This window comes from Paenibacillus sp. FSL H7-0703 (genome assembly GCF_038003485.1).
GTDB lineage: Bacteria > Bacillota > Bacilli > Paenibacillales > Paenibacillaceae > Paenibacillus > Paenibacillus polymyxa_B.
This window is the reverse complement of sequence record NZ_JBBOPF010000001.1, coordinates 2,943,699-2,963,597: the sequence shown is the minus strand read 5'-3', so window position 1 is coordinate 2,963,597 and position 19,899 is coordinate 2,943,699. Positions and strand designations below refer to the sequence as shown.

14 protein-coding genes are annotated in these 19,899 nt (G+C 47.2%); 3 read left to right on the top strand and 11 right to left on the bottom strand.

Features of this window, described 5'->3' with window-relative positions:
• Positions 1–130: 130 nt before the first annotated feature.
• Complete coding sequence (locus MHB46_RS13020; RefSeq protein WP_341162539.1) at positions 131–2,224, top strand: pectate lyase family protein; 2,094 nt, start codon at positions 131–133, stop codon at positions 2,222–2,224.
• 91 nt (positions 2,225–2,315) lie between these two features.
• Here the strand turns inward: MHB46_RS13020 and MHB46_RS13015 are convergent, their stop codons facing one another.
• The 10 genes from MHB46_RS13015 to MHB46_RS12970 form a co-directional block, all read right to left on the bottom strand.
• Positions 2,316–2,660 carry a hypothetical protein gene (locus MHB46_RS13015; protein ID WP_023986544.1) on the bottom strand — a complete coding sequence of 115 codons (345 nt, stop codon included), beginning with the start codon at positions 2,658–2,660 and terminating at the stop codon, positions 2,316–2,318.
• A gap of 147 nt (positions 2,661–2,807) precedes the next feature.
• Positions 2,808–5,066, bottom strand: coding sequence for a DEAD/DEAH box helicase (locus tag MHB46_RS13010; RefSeq protein WP_341162538.1), 2,259 nt, complete (start codon positions 5,064–5,066; stop codon positions 2,808–2,810).
• Complete coding sequence (locus tag MHB46_RS13005) at positions 5,011–5,397, bottom strand: hypothetical protein (protein WP_256704517.1); 387 nt, start codon at positions 5,395–5,397, stop codon at positions 5,011–5,013. The genes MHB46_RS13010 and MHB46_RS13005 overlap by 56 nt, the downstream gene beginning before the upstream one ends.
• A 370-nt stretch (positions 5,398–5,767) precedes the next feature.
• Complete coding sequence (locus tag MHB46_RS13000) at positions 5,768–7,423, bottom strand: SWIM zinc finger family protein (protein WP_341162537.1); 1,656 nt, start codon at positions 7,421–7,423, stop codon at positions 5,768–5,770.
• Between the two features lie 198 nt (positions 7,424–7,621).
• A complete protein-coding gene (locus MHB46_RS12995; protein WP_341162536.1) occupies positions 7,622–8,740 on the bottom strand; it encodes a GerAB/ArcD/ProY family transporter in 1,119 nt (372 codons plus the stop codon).
• Positions 8,740–9,894, bottom strand: a complete 1,155-nt coding sequence (locus MHB46_RS12990; protein WP_341162535.1) for a Ger(x)C family spore germination protein — start codon at positions 9,892–9,894, stop codon at positions 8,740–8,742. The genes MHB46_RS12995 and MHB46_RS12990 overlap by 1 nt, the downstream gene beginning before the upstream one ends.
• Positions 9,895–9,898: 4 nt before the next feature.
• Complete coding sequence (locus MHB46_RS12985; RefSeq protein WP_103048411.1) at positions 9,899–11,377, bottom strand: spore germination protein; 1,479 nt, start codon at positions 11,375–11,377, stop codon at positions 9,899–9,901.
• A gap of 249 nt (positions 11,378–11,626) precedes the next feature.
• Positions 11,627–12,292 (bottom strand): beta-phosphoglucomutase, encoded by a 666-nt coding sequence (gene pgmB, locus MHB46_RS12980; RefSeq protein WP_341162534.1) that lies wholly within the window; start codon positions 12,290–12,292, stop codon positions 11,627–11,629.
• Positions 12,293–12,316: 24 nt separating this feature from the next.
• On the bottom strand, positions 12,317–14,599 hold the full coding sequence (locus MHB46_RS12975) for a glycoside hydrolase family 65 protein (RefSeq protein ID WP_341162533.1): 2,283 nt from the start codon (positions 14,597–14,599) through the stop codon (positions 12,317–12,319).
• A gap of 155 nt (positions 14,600–14,754) precedes the next feature.
• The gene (locus tag MHB46_RS12970) at positions 14,755–15,762 is read right to left on the bottom strand and encodes a LacI family DNA-binding transcriptional regulator (protein WP_103048414.1); all 1,008 of its coding nucleotides are present in this window, start codon (positions 15,760–15,762) and stop codon (positions 14,755–14,757) included.
• A gap of 242 nt (positions 15,763–16,004) precedes the next feature.
• Between MHB46_RS12970 and MHB46_RS12965 the strand changes: the two genes are divergently transcribed.
• Together MHB46_RS12965 and MHB46_RS12960 are read left to right on the top strand one after the other, a co-directional pair.
• Positions 16,005–17,669 carry a PTS transporter subunit IIBC gene (locus MHB46_RS12965; protein ID WP_341162532.1) on the top strand — a complete coding sequence of 555 codons (1,665 nt, stop codon included), beginning with the start codon at positions 16,005–16,007 and terminating at the stop codon, positions 17,667–17,669.
• A gap of 5 nt (positions 17,670–17,674) precedes the next feature.
• Entirely contained in the window at positions 17,675–18,496 is an 822-nt protein-coding gene (locus MHB46_RS12960) for an endonuclease/exonuclease/phosphatase family protein (protein ID WP_340953785.1), read from the top strand.
• A 20-nt stretch (positions 18,497–18,516) separates the two neighbouring features.
• On the opposite strand, the gene MHB46_RS12955 is transcribed toward MHB46_RS12960, so the two are convergent.
• A complete protein-coding gene (locus MHB46_RS12955; protein ID WP_341162531.1) occupies positions 18,517–19,716 on the bottom strand; it encodes an MFS transporter in 1,200 nt (399 codons plus the stop codon).
• Between the last annotated feature and the right edge of the window lie 183 nt (positions 19,717–19,899).

Genomic DNA, 19,899 nt, shown 5'->3' with positions numbered 1-19,899 from the left:
GGGCCCTCATTGGTGTTGGAATATTATTCCCTTCATCAGTACGTTATATACCGTTGGGCATGTCATGTCCGATAAACGGTGCAACCTTTGCTTTAGTATTCATGAATCTAATCGAGAAGGAGACTGTTATATGAAGTCGAGTTTGTTAAAAAAATGTGCAAGTGTAATGTTAAGCAGTACGTTGGTACTGTCTTTATCCTTACCGTTGCTAGGTCATGCACATGCGGATGGGAATTTACAGATAAGTGATGATTTTGAACAAGGGGAAGCTCAAGGCTGGACCGCAGGATCGGGGAACTGGTCTGTGGTCAAGGATGGGAATGGATCTACATATCAACAATCTAGTCGAAGCGAAAGCCATTCCGTTAAAGGTAATGCCTCATGGACGAACTATAGCGTGCAAGCAGATGTATACGTAAATGATTTTAATGGCTCCAATCGAGTCTACGTTGCAGGTAGATACACAGATTCCAACAACTTCTATGCAGCATCGTTGTATAACAAGAAAGACGGAGCTCTTGAGATTCGAAAAAAAGTCAAAGGCTCTATGAAGACACTGGCTACGAATAAAAAATACAAACTGGACACGAATACATGGTACAGAGTCAAGCTGGAACTATCCGGTTCGGAAATCAAAATGTATGTCAATGATCAACTGGAGCTGTCCGCAACAGACACCAGCCTCACTGCTGGAGCCATTGGTTTGGTAACCTCCAAAGCAGCTGCCCAATTCGATAATGTGATGGTATCCGGTGCTTCTTCTGAGGTAGATCCAGGAACACCGCCTGTGAATCCGACACCAGGTACAGAACAACCGACTCCTGGGGTTGACCCTGATGTAACCTCCAAAAATAACTATAATTTGACTGGATTTTCGTATGGTAACACTGGTGGTGGCAATATTGCGGATACCGATGCCAACTACAAAAAGGTATACAATGCTGTAGATCTCAACGAAGCACTGAAGAAAGGCAGCAAAGTCAAAGTGATTGAGATTATGAACGATCTTGATCTCGGTTGGAATGAAATTCCTAGTGCTGCCAAAGTAATGCCTTTTAGTGCCAACAACCCTGTACAGACGCATCCTGTTCTGAAAAAGACAGGTGTGAGCAAAGTCTATATCGAAAATATGAATGGGGTTACGATTTTCTCTGCCAATGGTGCGAAAATCAAACATGCTGGCTTTGTCATCAAAAGAAGCTCTAATTTGATTTTCCGTAACCTCGAATTTGATGAGCTTTGGGAGTGGGATGAAGCAACCAAAGGGAACTATGATAAGAATGACTGGGATTATGTTACCATCGAAGGTACAAGTTCCAAGGTATGGATCGACCACTGTACATTTAACAAAGCCTATGATGGTTTGGTAGATGTGAAAAAAGGTAGTAACGGAGTTACGATTTCCTGGTCTTTGTTCAAAGGAGATGACCGCAGCTCCAACAGCTGGGTAACCCAACAAGTCAACGCGATGGAAGCAGACAAGTCTTCCTATCCTATGTACGCGTATCTGAGAAGCAGTGCAGTAGGCATGAGTAAAGAAGATATCATTGATATTGCAGCAGGACAAAAGAAGGCTCATCTAATCGGTGCTACGGAAATGGCTTCCGACAATGCAGACCTGGAGGTGACGCTGCATCATAATTACTACCTGGATATTCAGGATCGCATGCCGCGTTTGCGTGGTGGTAATGCTCATGCATATAACATCGTTATGGACGATGCCGGATTGGCCAGAGCCAAAAAAAGAATTACTTCTGACATGGCTAAAGCAATTGCCGCAAAAGGATACCATTTTGATGTTGTGGGTAATGGTGCAATTTCAACAGAAAACGGCGCGGTATTGCTAGAAAAGTCTTATTTAATTGATGTGTTTTCTCCAGTGCGTAATAATCAAAAAGATCCTAACAAAGCGGATTACACAGGTAAAATCAAGGCCGAAGACGTTATCCTTTCGGATAACGGTAGCGTATTCAGAGGAGGCAGTGACGAGGCGAATAGCCCGTTAGCCCCTTATCCTGCGAAGGCCAAGAGCTTCTCTTGGAATGGGTTCACAACGTTGCCATACAGCTATACAGCCGAAGACCCTGCTAACCTGGTTGCTCAATTGCAGGCCAAGGATGGAGCGGGTGCAGGCAAGCTGAACTGGTCGAGTGAAAACTGGCTCAAAACGGTGTACAATACGTCCGTTACGAAAAATGCAATAGTGGAAGAAGATTCCGAATAGGTAGGCCATATAAAAAAGCAGCCAGGACAGATATGCTCTGTTTCTGGCTGCTTTTTTGATTACCCACGTTAAGGTTGTGTTCGGTACGAACTTAACCGATAACGACAAACGAGGACACGCCAGCAGGTACGGTTCTAACCCGGAATAGCGTTCCATCGTCTCTAAAGGTACGCAGAATAAAAGCCTGGTTCGTAGGTGTACGGACTCTGCTGAATCGGGCAGTACCAAAACCATCGAAGCCTGCAGCTTGCACAAAGCTTCCATCTAGACGCCGGAGTATAGCAAAAAATCCGGTTGTGTTAAAAGGAACACCGTTTGTGTTAGCCCAGATGACCGTAAATCGGCGCAGGGTTTGTGTTGGACTCACATTGCGATATCTCGTAACAGGAACCTTCCTGCCCGTAGATTTCAATGTTTGTGGAGGACGAATGGCCACTTCAAATCAACTCCTTTGTTGTGATGAGATAGTAAATGCACACAAAGGAGTTTTGGACTGTGTTATAAACTACGACTTCTTAAAAATAGGTATATATCGAACTCAAAATGGCATTCCATGTACATTATCGTTCGATTTGGGTCCTTATCATGCCCAATCGCGTCGTAGCGTAAAGAGGTCTTTTAACGCGTCTGTAGACAGCTCAGTAATCCAGCCCTCGGTACTGGTTATGATTTGGTCGCTAAGCTGCTGCTTGCTCTCCAGCATTTCATCAATGCGTTCCTCAAGCGTGCCCAGCGAGATAAATTTGTGCACCTGTACATCCTTCGTTTGCCCCATCCGGTAGGCGCGGTCTGTGGCCTGATTTTCAACAGCTGGGTTCCACCAGCGATCAAAGTGAAAGACGTGGTTGGCGGCCGTCAGATTCAGGCCCACCCCCCCGGCTTTGAGCGACAAAATAAACACAGATGGCTGCTCGGCAGGAGGGAGCGTGTGAGATTGGAATTGATCAATCATTCGGTCACGCGCAGTTTTGGATGTGCTGCCGTTCAGATAGAGCACGGGCTCTTGCAGCTCCTGAGCGAGTACCCGTTGGAGCATCTGACCCATACCAATATACTGTGTAAAAATAAGGCAGCGCTCGCCCTCCTCCCGCAGTTCCTTGACCATAGCCAGAATGCGCTCCAGCTTGGATGAACGGCTAATGACCGCTTCAAGATCGGACTGACTATAACCGGAAGCCGCTGCATCCGGGAGCGCCTCCTTGGTTAAGAGGGCTGGGTGGTCGCAAAGCTGCTTCAACTGGGTCAGGGCGGATAAAATGGCTCCTTTCCGCTCAATCCCTTCCAGCTTCTGCATCCGTTCCATCAACTCTTTGACAATCTGGTCATAGAGCGCGCCCTGCTCAGAGGTCAGATGAATGTACGTTTTCATCTCATTCTTGTCAGGCAAATCAAGCTGTATAGCTGGGTCCTTCTTCTTGCGTCGCAGCATGAAGGGCTGAACCAGCTTTTGCAAATCTAACGTGCGCTGCTCGTTATGTTCCTTCTCAATAGCATTCATAAAGCGATTGCTAAAGGCGCGTGAGCTGCCCAGATAACCTGGATTGATAAAATCATAAATGGACCATAGCTCGGACAACCGATTTTCAATAGGTGTCCCAGTCAACGCAATCCGATGACGTGCAGGAAAGCTGCGCACGGCTGTGGATTGCTTGGTTTGCGCATTTTTAATGTTTTGCGCTTCATCCAGGCAGACTGAATCCCAGGTCATGCTTTGTAGCAGCTCTTGATCCAGGGTTGCCGTAGCGAAGGAGGTCAGGATGACATCGGCCTGCTCGACTTCTTCGCGGAACAAGTCTCCCTGCTCCCGCTTGCTTCCATAGTGCAGCATCACCTTCAGCGAAGGGGCGAAGCGGCTGAGTTCCTTCTGCCAGTTGCCCAGCACCGAAGTCGGGCAAATCAGCAGCGAACTGGAGCGGACGCCTGTCTCGGCGGCAATATCCTGTAGGTGCAGTAAATAAGCAATAAACTGCACTGTTTTACCGAGTCCCATGTCATCGGCCAGACAGGCACCCAGTCCAAAACGCCGTAAAAAGGCAAGCCATGCATACCCGTCCCGCTGATACGTTCGCAGCTCGGCTTGCAGCCCATCCGGCACGTCCAATGCAGGCCATTCCGACTGTCGTCCGAGCTGGCTGATCAGCTTCAGCAGATGGGCATTCAGCTCGACTTCCAGTCGGAAGCGTGCCGCATCCTCCGGCTGCTCGCCCGAGGCGTCGCCTTCAGGCTCGTCGGCGTTGCCGAGCAGGTGTAGCTGCAGGATGTCCTGGAAGGACAATCCCTGAGCGCTGTCGATCCCGGCCATGGCCCGGCGGATCTGTGCCAGCAGCGCGGGGTCGAGCGCGATCCATTGCCCGCGGAAGCGCACCAAGCGCTCGTTGCGAGCGACGAGCTCAGCGAATTCCGACTCGCTCAGATCGGCATCACCGATGGCAACACGCCAATCGAACTGGACAATCGAGTCCAGTCCGAACAGCGAGCTGCCCTTCGTGCGCTCTCCCGCCCCTTCGCCTGGGCGTACCTTGGCCCGCAACTTCGGCTTCTTGCGGGTAGCTGCCTCCCACCAAGCCGGGAGCAGCACCTGCCAACCGCTTTCCAGCAGAAGCTGGCTGTCGGTCGTCAGAAATTGCCACGCTGCTTCGTCGGAGAGTGGGTGATTCAGCACGTCATCGCGGCTTCCGGCACGCTGCCCGGCAGGCAAAATCGAGGTCAAGCGTTCTAGCCACCCCGCTGAGCGCTCACGGACATGTGCTGTCCAGGCATCGGGCCATGAGCCGGATGCGTACCCATCATCGGCGAGCTGTACAGACACCAGCAACGCCGGGTCCTGCTTGTCCTGCAACACAAGCTTGAGCTGCCAGGACGGCTCGTCGTCCTCCAGCTCTGGCTCCAGCAGTTGCAGAAGCGGCCGAAATGGCGCGGTATCGGCTTTCCAGCCGATGGCGATGAGCCAGGCCTGCGCGTCTAGACCCGCCGCGGCCGGGCGGTTGGGGGCGAAGAGAATCGGATATTCTCTTCGCAAATCGGCGGCTTCCGCTTCGGTGCCGTACCAGCGCTGAAATACGGCAGCCGAGAACGCCGCTATCAGCCCATCCTGCTCGCCCTTCTCCAAGCTGCCTAGCAAAGCAAGCTCTGCCGGTTGGATGTTTTCCAGTGCTTCCGCATCCCACTTCCATTGCAGCTTCCCTGCCTGGAATGCCGTGAAGCTGGGGACATATGCTTTCGCTTCAATACAGTGAGCAAGTAAAGGGATCAGCCGAAGCCACGGGGCATGGGCCTCGTCCCAGATCCATTCGATGTGCTTCAGCAGTTCCTGCTCTGCCAGAAAAGGAATCACTTGCTCCGAGGGCAGCAGGATAATATCCGTGTCTTGAACATGTTGAATCTCCAGCTCGGTGCCATAAAACGAAGCCTCATGCCAAGCAAACAAACGCTGCTTCAGAATTTGGCCGGAAATGCTATAGTTCATGGAGGAGTCGCCATAGATCAGCGCGTCTCCATAGGTAGTTAATTGGATATGCACGGTAATCGTTTCGGTATATTGACTCATGATAACAATTTCCCTTTCCGCAATTCCTCCTGTAGCGCCCGCAGGCGGCTATGACGGCTGGTGAAGGTCGTGAAGAACAGCTCCCAGCGTGATTCTTGCTTCATTTTCTTGTACAGCTTGAACAGTCGCTTTAACAGCTTGACTGCTGCTTTATAGCTGGCCCTGTTTTTTTCCAAAACATAGCGTTCTACCGCCTGATGGTAAAAGGGGAGTAGTAACTCAGGCGCATTCTTTTCAATGGGCTGCAACACACTCACCCGAAAACTCAAAGGTTCACTGCGTATGCTTAGCTGATAGTCGATCCATGACCGCCATTTTTCGTGGGCAAGCAGCGCCTCTTCATACATTCCCCCGGCAAATGGGAGCATACCCACCAGCGTGTCCCACATGTCCTGCTCTGCCTCTGGAAGGTGCTGCAAAACCACATCCCAATCATGCATATAATCCTGTAAATGGTCATCCCGATGACTGTGAAGCAGGGGACCGATATGCCGCAGTCCGTCCTTGAGACGTGCCCAATCCTCGGCTTTGCGCAACGCCTGTAAGAACAAAAGCAATTGGTTGGAAGAGATTTTTAGTGGAAAAGCTCGTTCCGCTTCCTGAAGAAGTACCCAGGCTTCATTATCCTGCGATTGGTAAATATGCATCCAGCTACGAGCCAACATCCATGGAAGCCGTGCTAAAGTTGTGCCGAGATCCTCCTCAGCCGCCTGTAAATGCTGTAATTCCTCCGTATATATGCTGGAGTCCTGTCTTTCGGGGTGCATCCAGTTCAGCCAAAACTGATAATACGTGTCTGAAAAATAAGTACCATTACGCGATTCTGTCAGCATTTTTCGGCGCAAATAGGCTAAGGTTTCTGCGATACGGGCTTCTTGCATCGGTTCATCGGTCAGCCCCAGCGGGCTTTCAAAATCACGCTCGATAGCTTCTTTAAGCTCATCGGCGGCGATTTGCGTGTAATACCCCATATAGGTATGAGAGGGATAGCCCGGCATGGGAGACTGAGGCACCAGCTTTTCCAGCACACGTAGATGAGCATGCAGTCCGTATAGCTGTTGCATGCCGGGTGAAAGCGGCGGCTTCACAGCATAGATCGAGGCTAAAGCGCTTTGGACAAATTGAGAATTTTGTGTGTTTACATGGTTAAGGGCGATACACTGATCGAACAGATCATGCCACTCTGAAATGGGCATGTCCGGTATTTGGCTTGCAGTTTGACTGAGAGTATTTCGTGTTGTTTCCTTGTGATCAGGTGAAAAATTCGACCGGGAAGGAAGTGTGGTACGCGTATCAGCTTTTGCCGCCAATCGAGTGAATCCCGCCGAATGTGCGTTCACTAAAGCATGTACGGAACGTTCCTGTTCATTCGCGTAATTCAGTAGTACGGCGATCATATGCTTGCAGTTGGTGTGGACAGGGCATGTACATCTGCTGGCAGCAAAAGCGCTCAAGTGGAGATCCACCTCGTATAGCTCGCTTCCATCCACGACAGCTGCAATATGGTCGGCATCAGGCATTGCGAATTCTTTTACCTTTCCTTGCTTAAAATATTGGAAACCTCGTTTGATCGTCACGTCATTAAAATGGTCAGCCACGTTCTGAACAAGCTGTTGCCACTGTATATCATCCATAAGATAGGTTGGTTTCATATGCAATAGTCTCCTAAGAGAGAATAGTTGATCTGATATTGATCTAATAGTAGCTTAACTCTTCCATTATATCAGTTCACGAATATAAATTGAGTGGAGGGAGAGTTGGAAAATTTCGAAGAATATTCGCCGGGTAAAAGTGAAAGAACCTTACACTATAGCGTAAGGTGGGGTGAATCATCGGGAAGAGAGGCATTCTCATTCTTTCTCATCGGGATTGCCTTTTCGATGCAAGACCATAGAGATAACCAGAAGCACGGAGGGTACTGCCGCGGCTATAATTATTCCAAAATAACCTGATATTTTATCAAAATTGCCTATCTCAATAAAGTTTTGGGGATACATGCTCAGGGAAAATATTAAAATTAACGGGAGATAACAGATGTATCTGTTCCACTTTTGGGTGAGTTGGCTGATCCCGGCTACCATATAGAAATAATAATTTGCGGCGGTCATAAAAATTTTGATCGTCCACAAAATGATAAATAATATTTCAAACCGTTCCAGGAACGAGCCGGGGAATTCAATTTGCTGTGCAAAAGAAACGACCGGCCATTGCAATCGGGAAACTTCTTCAACCGACATACAGCCAACGACCATCGTTACCATCAAGAGATACAAACCCATTGCAATTGAGTAGCCGATCCACCCTGCCTTCCATGCTTTTTGTGGATTGACCATCACATTAGTCAATATAAGGATGGATTCAAAACCTATTGTCGAGAAAGGTATAACCTTAAGAGATTCGAAGATCGGATGCCATCCTTTATGGAAAACAGGGCGCAAATTATCAAGATTAAAATGATTGATATTGAGGATGATCAACAATAAAAAAACAATAAAGGTTAAAGGAAAAAAAAGCTCGACCAATCGAACCATTGCATGGAGACCGCCCCAGGTCAAATACCCAATAAGCAGAAGAAACGGCAAGAGAATCATGCTTAATGGCGTTCTTTCCAATGCAAGGCCTTTGAGGAATTCCGCCATCATTCTGCATACAAGAGAGCAGATCATCGTGCAGTGTACAATAAATGCAATATTGATGAGAAGACCGATAAATTTACCTGCGATCACAGGATTGAGCTCATAGAACGTCTTCCCTGGAAATCTCTGGCACAATTTAACGTTGATAAAAACGACGCCTACCCCAAGCAGACTTGCCAGCAAGAGTCCCTGCCACACGTCGGGCGTTTGAGTCTTCTCCGCGATGGTTCTTGGTAAACTGACAATTCCCACAGCATACACGGTCGAAGTGACTGTAAGTAAGGCTTGAAGGGTAGAGATTTTTTCCTGTTTCATGGAAGGTATGTTGGACATTACGCTCCCTCTCCTTTTGTATAAGCACCTGTTCGGTCAATCTGTACTTCAGCCTGAACGTCGATCGGTATTTGACTGAATGTATCTTGCCAATTTTCCTTTACCCGATCCCAGTAAGCGGGATAATTCACTTTTACCTTTGTGCCGAAACCGACTACATCTGATCTCATTTTTTTTTGAAGCGTGTTTAACGATTGGGATACTGTCTGTTTGATTTCTTCTTGCGCCGCTTCTTTAGCGGTTCGAATGAACGGTTCCTTCAAGAGATCGGCATAAATATCTAAGTTTTCATTTAATTTAATGTTTGTTTTAATACGAACCGTAAAGGAAAGATCCTGTCCGTTGAGGTGGGGGATAAGTTTGCTGTGGGCATCCTCAACTTCAAAGACCATGGATTGTTCCGACTTCGGGTCCTCTGTTTTAATAATTGAACCCCGCGTTTTTCCCAGCATCCAGTTGATCCCGATGACTTCCTCTTCATCTAGCCAATTAGCCAATTTCTTCGTTTTGCCGCTGACCAAGGCTGCGCCTGAGAAGTGGTTGCCCTCATTGGTTTCTAGGCATTGAATGACGAAGTCAGCTCTTTGTGAAATATGGGTGGAAATTTCTCCTAATGTTATTTTATGAGGTATTTTGGAGTTGAAATCGCTATTTTTAGCCAATGCTTCAAGGTCAATGGAAGGTATCTCTTTATGTTTGCCGATCTTATTGAGCGCTTCTTTCGCACTGCCCTTTACGATCATAACAAGTGATTTTCGACTCGGTTTATAGGAACGGGTAAACGTATCCAACAATTGGTCGATTCTTGTTTTTTGTAAAGCTTGGTCACTAATCAAAATTAAGCGAATAAAACTATATAAGGGAGCACGGGACACTAGCTTTGCCTGTTCCCTGGAAGCAGTCTGAATGGAATTTTTGTTAAAGGTTGTTACGTTGCTATACATATTTTTTTTGGATTTCTGCGCTATTAAATGCTGGTAGGTAAGTTCCAGCATATCCTGCTGATCCGTATCAATGGCGACGCCCTGGATGATACTCAAGTTATCGATTTCTCTGCTGTCCCAACAACCGGTGAGGAGAGCACATGCGATCCATACGGCAACGCATTTTTGTACCCATAGGATTCGACGAGACAGATAGATGAAAGCGATCATAGGCTTACTTCCTTTTCCTATTAGATTGTGTTTCGTCCTGTGTCTTTAGCATCATAGGACGCTTTTTGAGGTATTTAAAAGGAGCCCGAATTAAAGTATCTTGTTGATCTCTTAGCCGAATTGGGGCTAGAGGTGACATGTAAGAAACTCCAAAACTTTTGATCTGGACCATGTGCACACCCAAAAAAATAAAGGATAAAATCACGCCATACAGCCCATAAATCCCTGCAATCATCATAATGGGGAAACGAAGAAGGCGAATTCCAATACTTCCGCTGTACTGCGGGCTTGCAAAGGATGCAATTGCGGTGAGACCCACGATAATAATCAGGAAAGCACTTACGACCGCGGCCTCAACAGCTGCTTGTCCAATAACAAGACCGCCTACAATACCGATGACCTGTCCTATCCCTTTGGGTAGCCGCAGACTGGCCTCGCGCAATATTTCCAATGCCACTTCCATAATTAGAGCTTCCACAAAAACGGGAAAAGGAATTCCTTCCCTTGAGGCAGCGATAGACATCACCAGCTCAGGCGGGATTAATCCAGGATGGAAAGAAATAAGTGCAACGTACAGCGAAGGCAGGAATGTTGCAATGAACAGAGCCGTTAAACGAAGCATACGAAAAAATGTTCCTAATGGAAATCGCTCGTAATAATCCTCTGGGGATTGGGCCAGCATCCAGAAGGTCATGGGAGCGATCAAAACAAAAGGCGTGCCATCAAGCATAATGACAACTCTTCCAGACATTAAAGCAGCTATAGCTTTATCCGAGCGTTCAGAGGCTTGAATCTGAGGGAACGGAGACCACGAATGTTCCTCGATCCATTGCTCAATAATCCCGGTATCGGAAGCATCGTCCACATCAATCGTTTCGACTCTTCGCTTCACTTCCTGAACCAGCTCCGGATTTGCGATATCCGATATGTACAAGATCGCTAATTTTCGGGAAGATCTTCTTCCTATAGTTATTTTATCTATTTTAAAACTGATATCTTTGATGTGCCGCCTTACCATTGCCAGGTTGCTTTCCAAATCTTCGATAAAACCTTCCCTCGGTCCCCTCACCAAAATCTCGGTGCTTGGTTCCTTGACACTTCGCTGAGGAAACTTGCCTGTAGAAGCAAAGAAGGCTTCATCGGTTCCTTCGATCAGCAGACAAGTATTTCCCGATAATACTTCAATTACGCACGCCTCAAGGTCTGTTCCTTCTTTCATATCGATCGTAAAAGCCGTCTGCTGTACCAGTTCTTCCTTCAGTTTTTGCGGATTAACTTGGGAGTGGTTTTCACGGATTCCAGTCAAAATGAGCGGCTTAACGATTTGTTCGTTAATCATACTTGTATCCGCGATGCCAGAGAGATAGACCATAGCTACATGAACTCCCGTTTGCCCCACATCCATCTTTTTGAAGACGACATCAGGAAGATGACCCAGGGTCTTTTTTAGATGGTCCAATTTCTCCTCGAGTGATCTTGCCATGACTCGTCCTCCTTCAAAAGCTTAAATCACGATATACATGTAATATGTGTAAAATGGTGATAAATATTCATGGAATGGTAATCTAACGTGTTCGACGATGGAGGAGCTGAAGACGCGAGAGACAGAGGGAGTTTTTTTGAGTATATGTAAACAAAAACGAACACCAGTGGTGTCCGTCGTTGGTCATACATATGAGGCGAGGGTGCTCTATCCCCGTGATAACGCCATATAAACTACTCCGAGTGGAGGTTACTTTTTGAACTCGTAGAAATGTGCCTCCAATATGCTCAGAGAAAGCTCGGCAGTAGTGGCTACCACGATATCCGCACCTTGCATTTGCGAAGGTGTTCCTACACCGACCGCAAACATCCCGGCACCCTTGATCGCCTGTATGCCAGCCTGTGCGTCCTCTATACCGATACAGTCGGCAGGCTGAACGCCCAGATTTGCGGCTCCGGTGAGGAAAATTTCCGGGTCAGGTTTGCCATGCCGAATGGCGGTAACATCCACCACACTGTCAAAATAGTACGCTAGCTCCAGTCGCTCCAAGATAAACGCTGCATTTTTGCTTGCAGAGGCCAGAGCGATGCCGATTCGGGCTTCACGAAGTTCTGTCAGAAGCGCTTTAATCCCTGGAAGAATGTCCGAGGGAGTTACAGCTGAGATGAGCCGCTGATACTCCGTATTTTTCCGTGTGGCTAGTTCTTGCTTGCCTTCTTCTGAAAACGAATTGGACAGGTTACCGCGCGCCAGTATTTTGTCGAGCGATTCCGTACGGCTGATTCCTTTTAACTGTTCATTAAATTCCCGATCAAAAGGGATGTTCAACGCTGCCGCCAAGCTGCCCCATGCCTGAAAATGATATTCGGCGGTATCTGTAATGACTCCGTCCAGATCAAAAATGACTGCCTTCATTTGGTTTCCCCCTGTCTGCCCGATTTATGAAACGCTGTTCGTCATTAACGGCTGCCCACTGGTAATGTGCGTTGGCTGTCCATACAGCTCTAGCGTCAGCGGTTCTCCATCCAACAGGGTAATGATCACTTCATTTTCCTGTACGAGAATACTTAGCAAGCGACCGCGATAGTTGATTTTAAACGTATATTTGGTCCAGTCTTGAGGCAAGAAGGGGGAGAAGCTTAATGTTTCATTATAGGTTCTCATCCCGGCAAATCCCTGTACAATCGCCAGCCAGCTTCCCGTCATGGAAGTGATATGAAGGCCGTCTTCGGTATCGTTATTATAGTTATCCAGATCCAGACGTGCCGTCCGCTTATACATCTCGACTGCTTTTTCTTCCATTTTGAGTTCGGCAGCCAGCACGGCGTGAATGGACGGGGACAGACTGGATTCATGAACAGTCATGGGCTCGTAAAATGCAAAATTGCGTGCTTTTTCTTCCAGCGTGAACTGGTCTCCAAAGAAATACAGCCCTTGCAGCACATCTGCCTGCTTAATGAAGCAGGAACGCAGGATTTTATCCCATGACCATTTCTGATTTAGTGGAAGGTTGCTGGGATCAAGGGCGGATACAGGCTGCAAATCCTTATCCATAAAGGTATCGTGCTGTACGAAGACTTCCCGCTCCTCATCATAGGGATAATACATGTGAGTGACGATATCCTGCCAATGTGCAAGCTCATCAGCCGTAACTGCCAGGCGCTGCGCTTTCTCAGTCGAAATTTGAGGCAAGACCGATAATGTATATTTCAAAACCCATGCAGCCAGCGTGTTGGTATACCAGTTGTTATTGACGTTATTTTCGTATTCGTTCGGCCCGGTAACCCCGTGGATCATATACTGCTGCTGGCTTTTGGAAAAATGAACCCGGTCGGCCCAGAAGCGGCTAATTTCGACCAGTACATCTACGCCGTAGTCATGCAGATAGGTCAAGTCCCCCGTATAATTGGTGTAATTGTAAATGGCATACGCAATGGCCCCGTTACGGTGGATTTCCTCAAAGGTAATCTCCCATTCGTTATGGCACTCCACACCTGTAAAAGTAACCATAGGGTATAGTGCACCCCGTAGCCCTTGCTGGGCTGCGTTATGCTTGGCACCCTCTAGTTGTTGGTGACGGTACAGCAGCAGATTTCGGGTTACATCCGGGTCTGCAAGCGCCAGGTACATAGGTACGGCATATGCTTCTGTGTCCCAATAGGTGGCACCGCCATATTTTTCACCTGTAAAGCCCTTGGGACCAATATTTAGACGGGCATCTTCGCCGTAGTACGTAGAGAACAGCTGAAAAATATTAAAGCGTATTCCCTGCTGGGCCTCTGTATCTCCCTCGATTTCTACATCTGCTTTGTCCCAACGTCGAGCCCAAGCTGCGACATGCTCCTGCTTGAGGGAGGTGTAGCCTTTGTTCACAGCCTCCACAGCGATGCGTTCAGCTTGTGGAATCAGTGCATCCTTTTCCATATCCCGTGAGGTGGTAACCGCCACAATTTTTTGCAGCTGGATACTGTCGCCCGGAGCGACGCTGTATTGATAGTGGCGTGCAGCATACAAAAAGCTCTCTTCCGTCGTCTGCAGATCCTGTCCCTCGGTCACAATACCCATGGTAGCGTTTACGGTAAAGCGCGGAATACCGAAGGGATTATCTATAGTTGTTGTGGACAGGCTGATGAATTGTTCTTGAACCTCTCGGGCCTCCTCCAACCAAAAAACCTCGTCATAGTTCGTGTCTTCATTCTTCGTATTGCCGTCCAAATAAGGGATAAGCTCTATGGTTAGAGGCTGCTCGCTTATATTCGTTGCTTGGTAATCAATCAGGCATAGCTCACGAGTGGTGATGCTCAGAAAACGCTCCGTAGTGATACGAACCTGATCGTTCACGGTGCAGGTGCGTCGCAGGATACCCTGTTTCATGTCCAACTCCTGCACAAAATCGCTGATGTGTGCCGTAAATAAGTCCACTTCCTCTTGGTTTACGATCAGACGGATGCCGATGAAGTTCATGGCATTGATGACCTTACCAAAATATTCAGGATAGCCGTTTTTCCACCAGCCGACCTTTGTTTTGTCGGGGAACCATACACCGGAGATATACGTTCCCTGATGATGATCACCTGAATAAGCTTCTTCAAAATTGCCGCGCATGCCCATATAACCGTTGCCTATGGACGTTATGCTTTCCTGTAATCGCATGTGTGTGCTATGTAGAGTGTGTGTTGTCAGCTTCCAGCTATCTACGTCAAATAATCGGTTGTAAACCATGATTGCGTACCCCTCTCGGAAAATGAGATCGTTGTTTTAACGAAACCAGTATATGAGCGAGTTCAGTATATAGTGCAACCGTTTGCCCTGTCAACGCAAAAAAAACTGATTTTATGGGTTTCCACAAAATCAGTTCTTGTTCATTCCGCTAAGAATCATAGTAATTGGCTGGATTTGCGCTCCACGATTCGGTGGGGAACAATGATGTGCTTGGTCAATTCCTTGGGGTCCTCGATTTTTTCAATCAGGCTTTTGGCTGCCTGATAACCTAGAGTGAAGATATCAATATCCACGGAAGTCAGAGGGGGATTCATCAGCTCAGCTAGCATTAGATTATTGAAGCTCACCATGGATAACTGCTCTGGCATGGACACGCCTAGCTGAGAAAGCATTTTCTGTACTGCCATGGCTACAAGGTCGTCGCTAACGATCATCGCGGTAGGCGGCGGGGTGGCCTGCAATAATGTGCGCATGTCCTCCAGATTAAATGGCTCCCTGACCACGTATTCCTTGGGTAAAGGCAAGCCTGCCTCTCGCAACGCATCCTGGTAGCCTCGGAGTCTTTCAATATTCACGATGTGTTCATGATCACCGCCAACATAAGCAATGTGCTGATGATTCAGCCCAGTCAAATAAGTGACCACATCCTTGGCAGCCTGGTAGTTATCGTTATCTACATGAGTAGTTTCACTGACAAATTGCTGAGGCTTACCGATTACGGTGTAAGGTATTTTTTCTTTATGAAGGTACTCCACAATGCTATCTTTTTGCTTGGAGTACAGAACAATATAGCCGTCAACACGCCCGGTCCGGGTCATCAGCTTCACGCGGGATAGCAATTCATCGCTCGTTTTTCCTGTGACAATGGACAGTGTATAGTTGTGCTCATTTACCCATTCGCTGATCCCGCGAAGGCTTTCCGGAAAGAACGGATTTTGAAAGATTGCCACATCCGATTCAGGCATAATGATGCCAATTGACTGTGTGACACGGTTAGCCAGACTCTGAGCTGAATAGTTGGGTTCATAGCCAAGCGCCTTCATTTCTTTACGGACACGTGCCTTGGTCGCTTCGCTGATTTTGGGGCTGTCTTGAATGACACGGGATACGGTGGAAGTAGCAACATTAGCACGTTTTGCGACATCTTTGATGGTTACTGCCATCGTCTTCGTCTCCTTTTGCTATCTCAAGCAGGAAATATTATGTTCTATCATACGATATTGCTCGAAAATCAACAAATTAGCGGCTTTTTCGAGTATTTCTATGATCATTAGCCAAGATATTTACAATTAGGGTATTGCCAATAGAAAGCGATATCATTATAATAATTGTGCAACCGATTGCATAATGTTTATAGGGTACAAACAACGCTGTACATACTATAAGGGATGGGGATTGAAGGAGCATGAAAAAACTTCTATCATTTGATTTTTGGCAAAAGCTCGGGAAAGCACTGCTAGTGGTTGTTGCTGTTATGCCGGCAGCCGGGATTATGATTTCGCTTGGTAAAGTAGTGGCGATGTTGGCTGGTGATATCCATTTCTGGTTGACCGTCGGCGGGGTTATGGAGAATTTGGGTTGGGGTATTATCAATAATTTACACATACTGTTTGCCGTGGCGATTGGTGGTTCCTGGGCTAAGGAACGAGCGGGCGGGGCTTTTGCGGCATTAATTGCCTTTGTTCTCATCAATGTTTCAACAGGGACGATTTTGGGCGTATCGTCGAAGATGTTAACCCAGGAGGGAGCAACCACCCATACACTCTTCGGTGCATCGATTCCGGTCAGTGGTTATTTTACCTCTGTCTTAGGAGCACCTGCACTTAACATGGGCGTGTTTGTCGGTATCATCTCCGGATTCGTCGGAGCGGTGGTATTTAACAAGTATTATAATTACCGCAAGCTGCCGGACGCTTTAGCCTTTTTTAACGGTAAACGTTTTGTTCCTTTTGTCGTGATTTTATGGTCTGTCATCGTAAGTTTGATCATGTCTGCCATCTGGCCATTTGTCCAAGGGGGAATTAATCAGTTCGGCATTTGGTTGGCGACTTCGGGAGAATCGGCTCCTTTTGTAGCGCCATTTGTCTATGGTACACTGGAAAGACTGCTGATTCCTTTTGGACTTCATCATATGCTGACCGTTCCTATTAACTATACTCAACTTGGAGGCGTTTACACGACGCTTACAGGTTCCGGGGCAGGAAGTGTCGTTGCCGGGCAAGACCCGCTGTGGCTGGCTTGGGCAAGTGACCTGAGTGCGCTTCGTGGTACCGATCCGACAGCCTACAATAGCTTGTTGGAAGGCGTGACGCCTGCCCGCTTCAAGGTAGGACAAATGATTGGTGGAGCAGGTATCCTTATGGGACTAGCGGTGGCTATGTATCGCCGTGTAGACAAAGACAAACGCAGCAAGTACAAGTCGATGATCTTTTCGGCAGCCGCAGCTGTCTTTTTAACAGGGGTAACGGAGCCACTGGAATTCATGTTTATGTTCGTGGCGCCTGTGCTGTATGTGGTTTATGCTATTCTTACCGGTATTGCGTTCGGAATGGCCGATATCATACATTTGCGTTTACATTCATTTGGTATGATTGAACTGCTGACTCGAATGCCGTTGTCTATAAATGCGGGGTTGGTGCAGGATATTATTAACTTCGTGCTGACTTGTGTGGTGTTTGCGGTAGCAACCTACTTTATCGCTTATTTTATGATCGGTAAATTCCAAATGGCTACGCCGGGAAGACTGGGGAACTATACGGATGAGGAGCCCCAAGGGACTTCCGAGGCAGGGAGTACGAAGACAGAGGGTGTGGCAGCTACTTCCACTCAAAATCAACTGGCTACGGATATCATAAAGACACTTGGGGGTGAGCAGAACATTGTCGAGGTGGACGCTTGCATGACCCGTCTGCGTGTAACGGTGAAGGATACAGATGCCGTTGGGGACGAAAAAACGTGGAAAGCGCTGGGTGCCTTGGGCTTGATAAAAGTAGATAATGGGGTGCAGGCGGTTTACGGACCGAAGGCTGATGTGCTTAAATCAGATATACAAGACATACTCAACAGGTGATTACTTTGAAGTTGTTAACCTTAAATGCACATGCTTGGATGGAAGAAAACCAGCACGATAAGCTAAAGCAACTGGCTGCTTTTATTGATGAACAGCAGTTTGATGTCATTGCTTTACAGGAAGTGAACCAGTCCATGGAAGAGGCTCCTTTGTCAGCGGACGATTTGGGCACTTACCATAGCGCAGATCCTGAAGTTGTCATTAAGCGTGATAACTATGCTTATGTGCTGAACGGGCTATTGTCTGATAGCTATCATTGGACGTGGGCTCCCGCGCATGTTGGTTTTGCCAAATACGACGAGGGGTTGGCGATTCTGTCGAAAACACCGATTACAGCTACGGTGAACGAATATGTTTCCTCGCTACAGGATTATGACAACTACCGCTCACGTAAAATTGTCGGTATTCAAACTGTGGTGGACGGAGTGCAGGCCTGGTTTGTAAGTGGACATTTTAACTGGTGGAATGATGAAGAATCCTTCCGTGGACTATGGGATCGTACAACCAAAGTGCTAAATTCTTTTGCTCCGACTCCTGTGTTCATGATGGGTGATTTCAACAACGCGGCTGAAGTGCGCGGAGAAGGATATGACTATGTACTGCAATCCGGCTGGTCGGACACCTATCCGAATGCAGCAGTACGTGATGATGGCCACACGGTGATTAAAGCTATTGCTGGCTGGGAAAGTAATGCGGAGCCGCTCCGCATTGACTTTATCTTCTCCAATAAGGCTGCACAGGTACAATCCTCAACCGTTGTACTGAACGGGAAAACTGGACCAGTTGTATCGGATCATTTTGGGGTTGCAGTTGAGTTGGAGCTGTGATGAAAAAGGAGGCCATTTGCTTATGCAATTGGCCTTTTTCTTATAGATTTCGACTTGAAACGAATGACATATTGAATAATCATAGCAATCAACACCAAAATCAAATTGTAGTAAAAGGGAGTGTTGATGCTAAATCGTTCCATGAGTGCCCCTGCGATGATCGGAGACACAATGGCCCCCAATTCGGACAAAGATACGACGTTGCCGATAAATGAGCTTCTATTTTCCTCAGGAATAACGTCCCCTAGTTGTGAGTAAAAGGAATCCAGATAGCTGGCTCCTCCTATACCTCCGAGGAACATCCCTAAGTATACGATCCACGGTTCTGTGAACCAAAGAAATAAGATGATTTCCACCATGATCAACAATAGACCGATGATACAAAGCATCAAGCGATCCTTAAGTAGATCAGATAGTTTGCCAATAAAGGGGGCTGATATGAAGGTCGATATGCCGATAATTGTAAAAGCTAAGCTAATTTCTGCGGGGCTCCAATGGAGTTTGTGGGTTGCATATACAGAGAAGTACGTTAAAAATATAGCGAATGCACTCATTTCAAGGAAATGAACGGTGGAATAGAGCAGTAGCTGTTTCGTTAGCATGGTTTTTCCTTTGGAGTTTAGAGGGGGCGCATGCTGTTCTTGTGGCTTTAAGGGAGAACTGAGGAAGGTCATTCTTGAAACGGCAACGAAGGATATACATGAGAAAATAGCAACGAAATAAAACGGAATGGATAAAGAAAAATAAAAAACAATGGCTCCACTCATAAGAGGCCCTAAAATCATACCGGCACCTTCACTGCTGCTGATATATCCATTGAGCGTACCTCGATTCTCTGCGGTGCTCATATGGTTGATCGTGACTCTTACAAAGACGGTTAGCCCTATAGCTACCAAGCCCTGGAGGAGTCTCAGTATGGATAAAATGATGAAGCTTGTTGCAATTGGAAACAGGAGCATACAAGCGATTTCAGCAATAAGCAAGCTCAACCCCAAGCGTTTTGCGCCAATCTTTTCATAAATTCGTCCTGCCAAGCCTCCACCAAGAAATCTACCTACATAAAATAGAGAAAATAAAATGCTCATGCCGGGTACGGATATCCTGAATTGCTCTACATAAATAGCAAAGAGTGGAAGGATCATACTCCCACTCATGTTAGCAATAAGGCTAATAACGATCATACAGGCGATATTACGATTTAAATATAAGTGTCTCACCATAACCTCGAAACCTCTCTTTGATCTTGCATCATGGGAACCGTTATTCGGATTGCAGCTTATTACGGATGAACGGCTTCAGATCGAGTTAGCGGGTTCCCATATAGGGTACGCAAGCGAGTTCCTCGCGGTGCCTAAATCCCAACGTAATGATGGAGGTATGAAGCAGCGGATGGGGGAAATCTT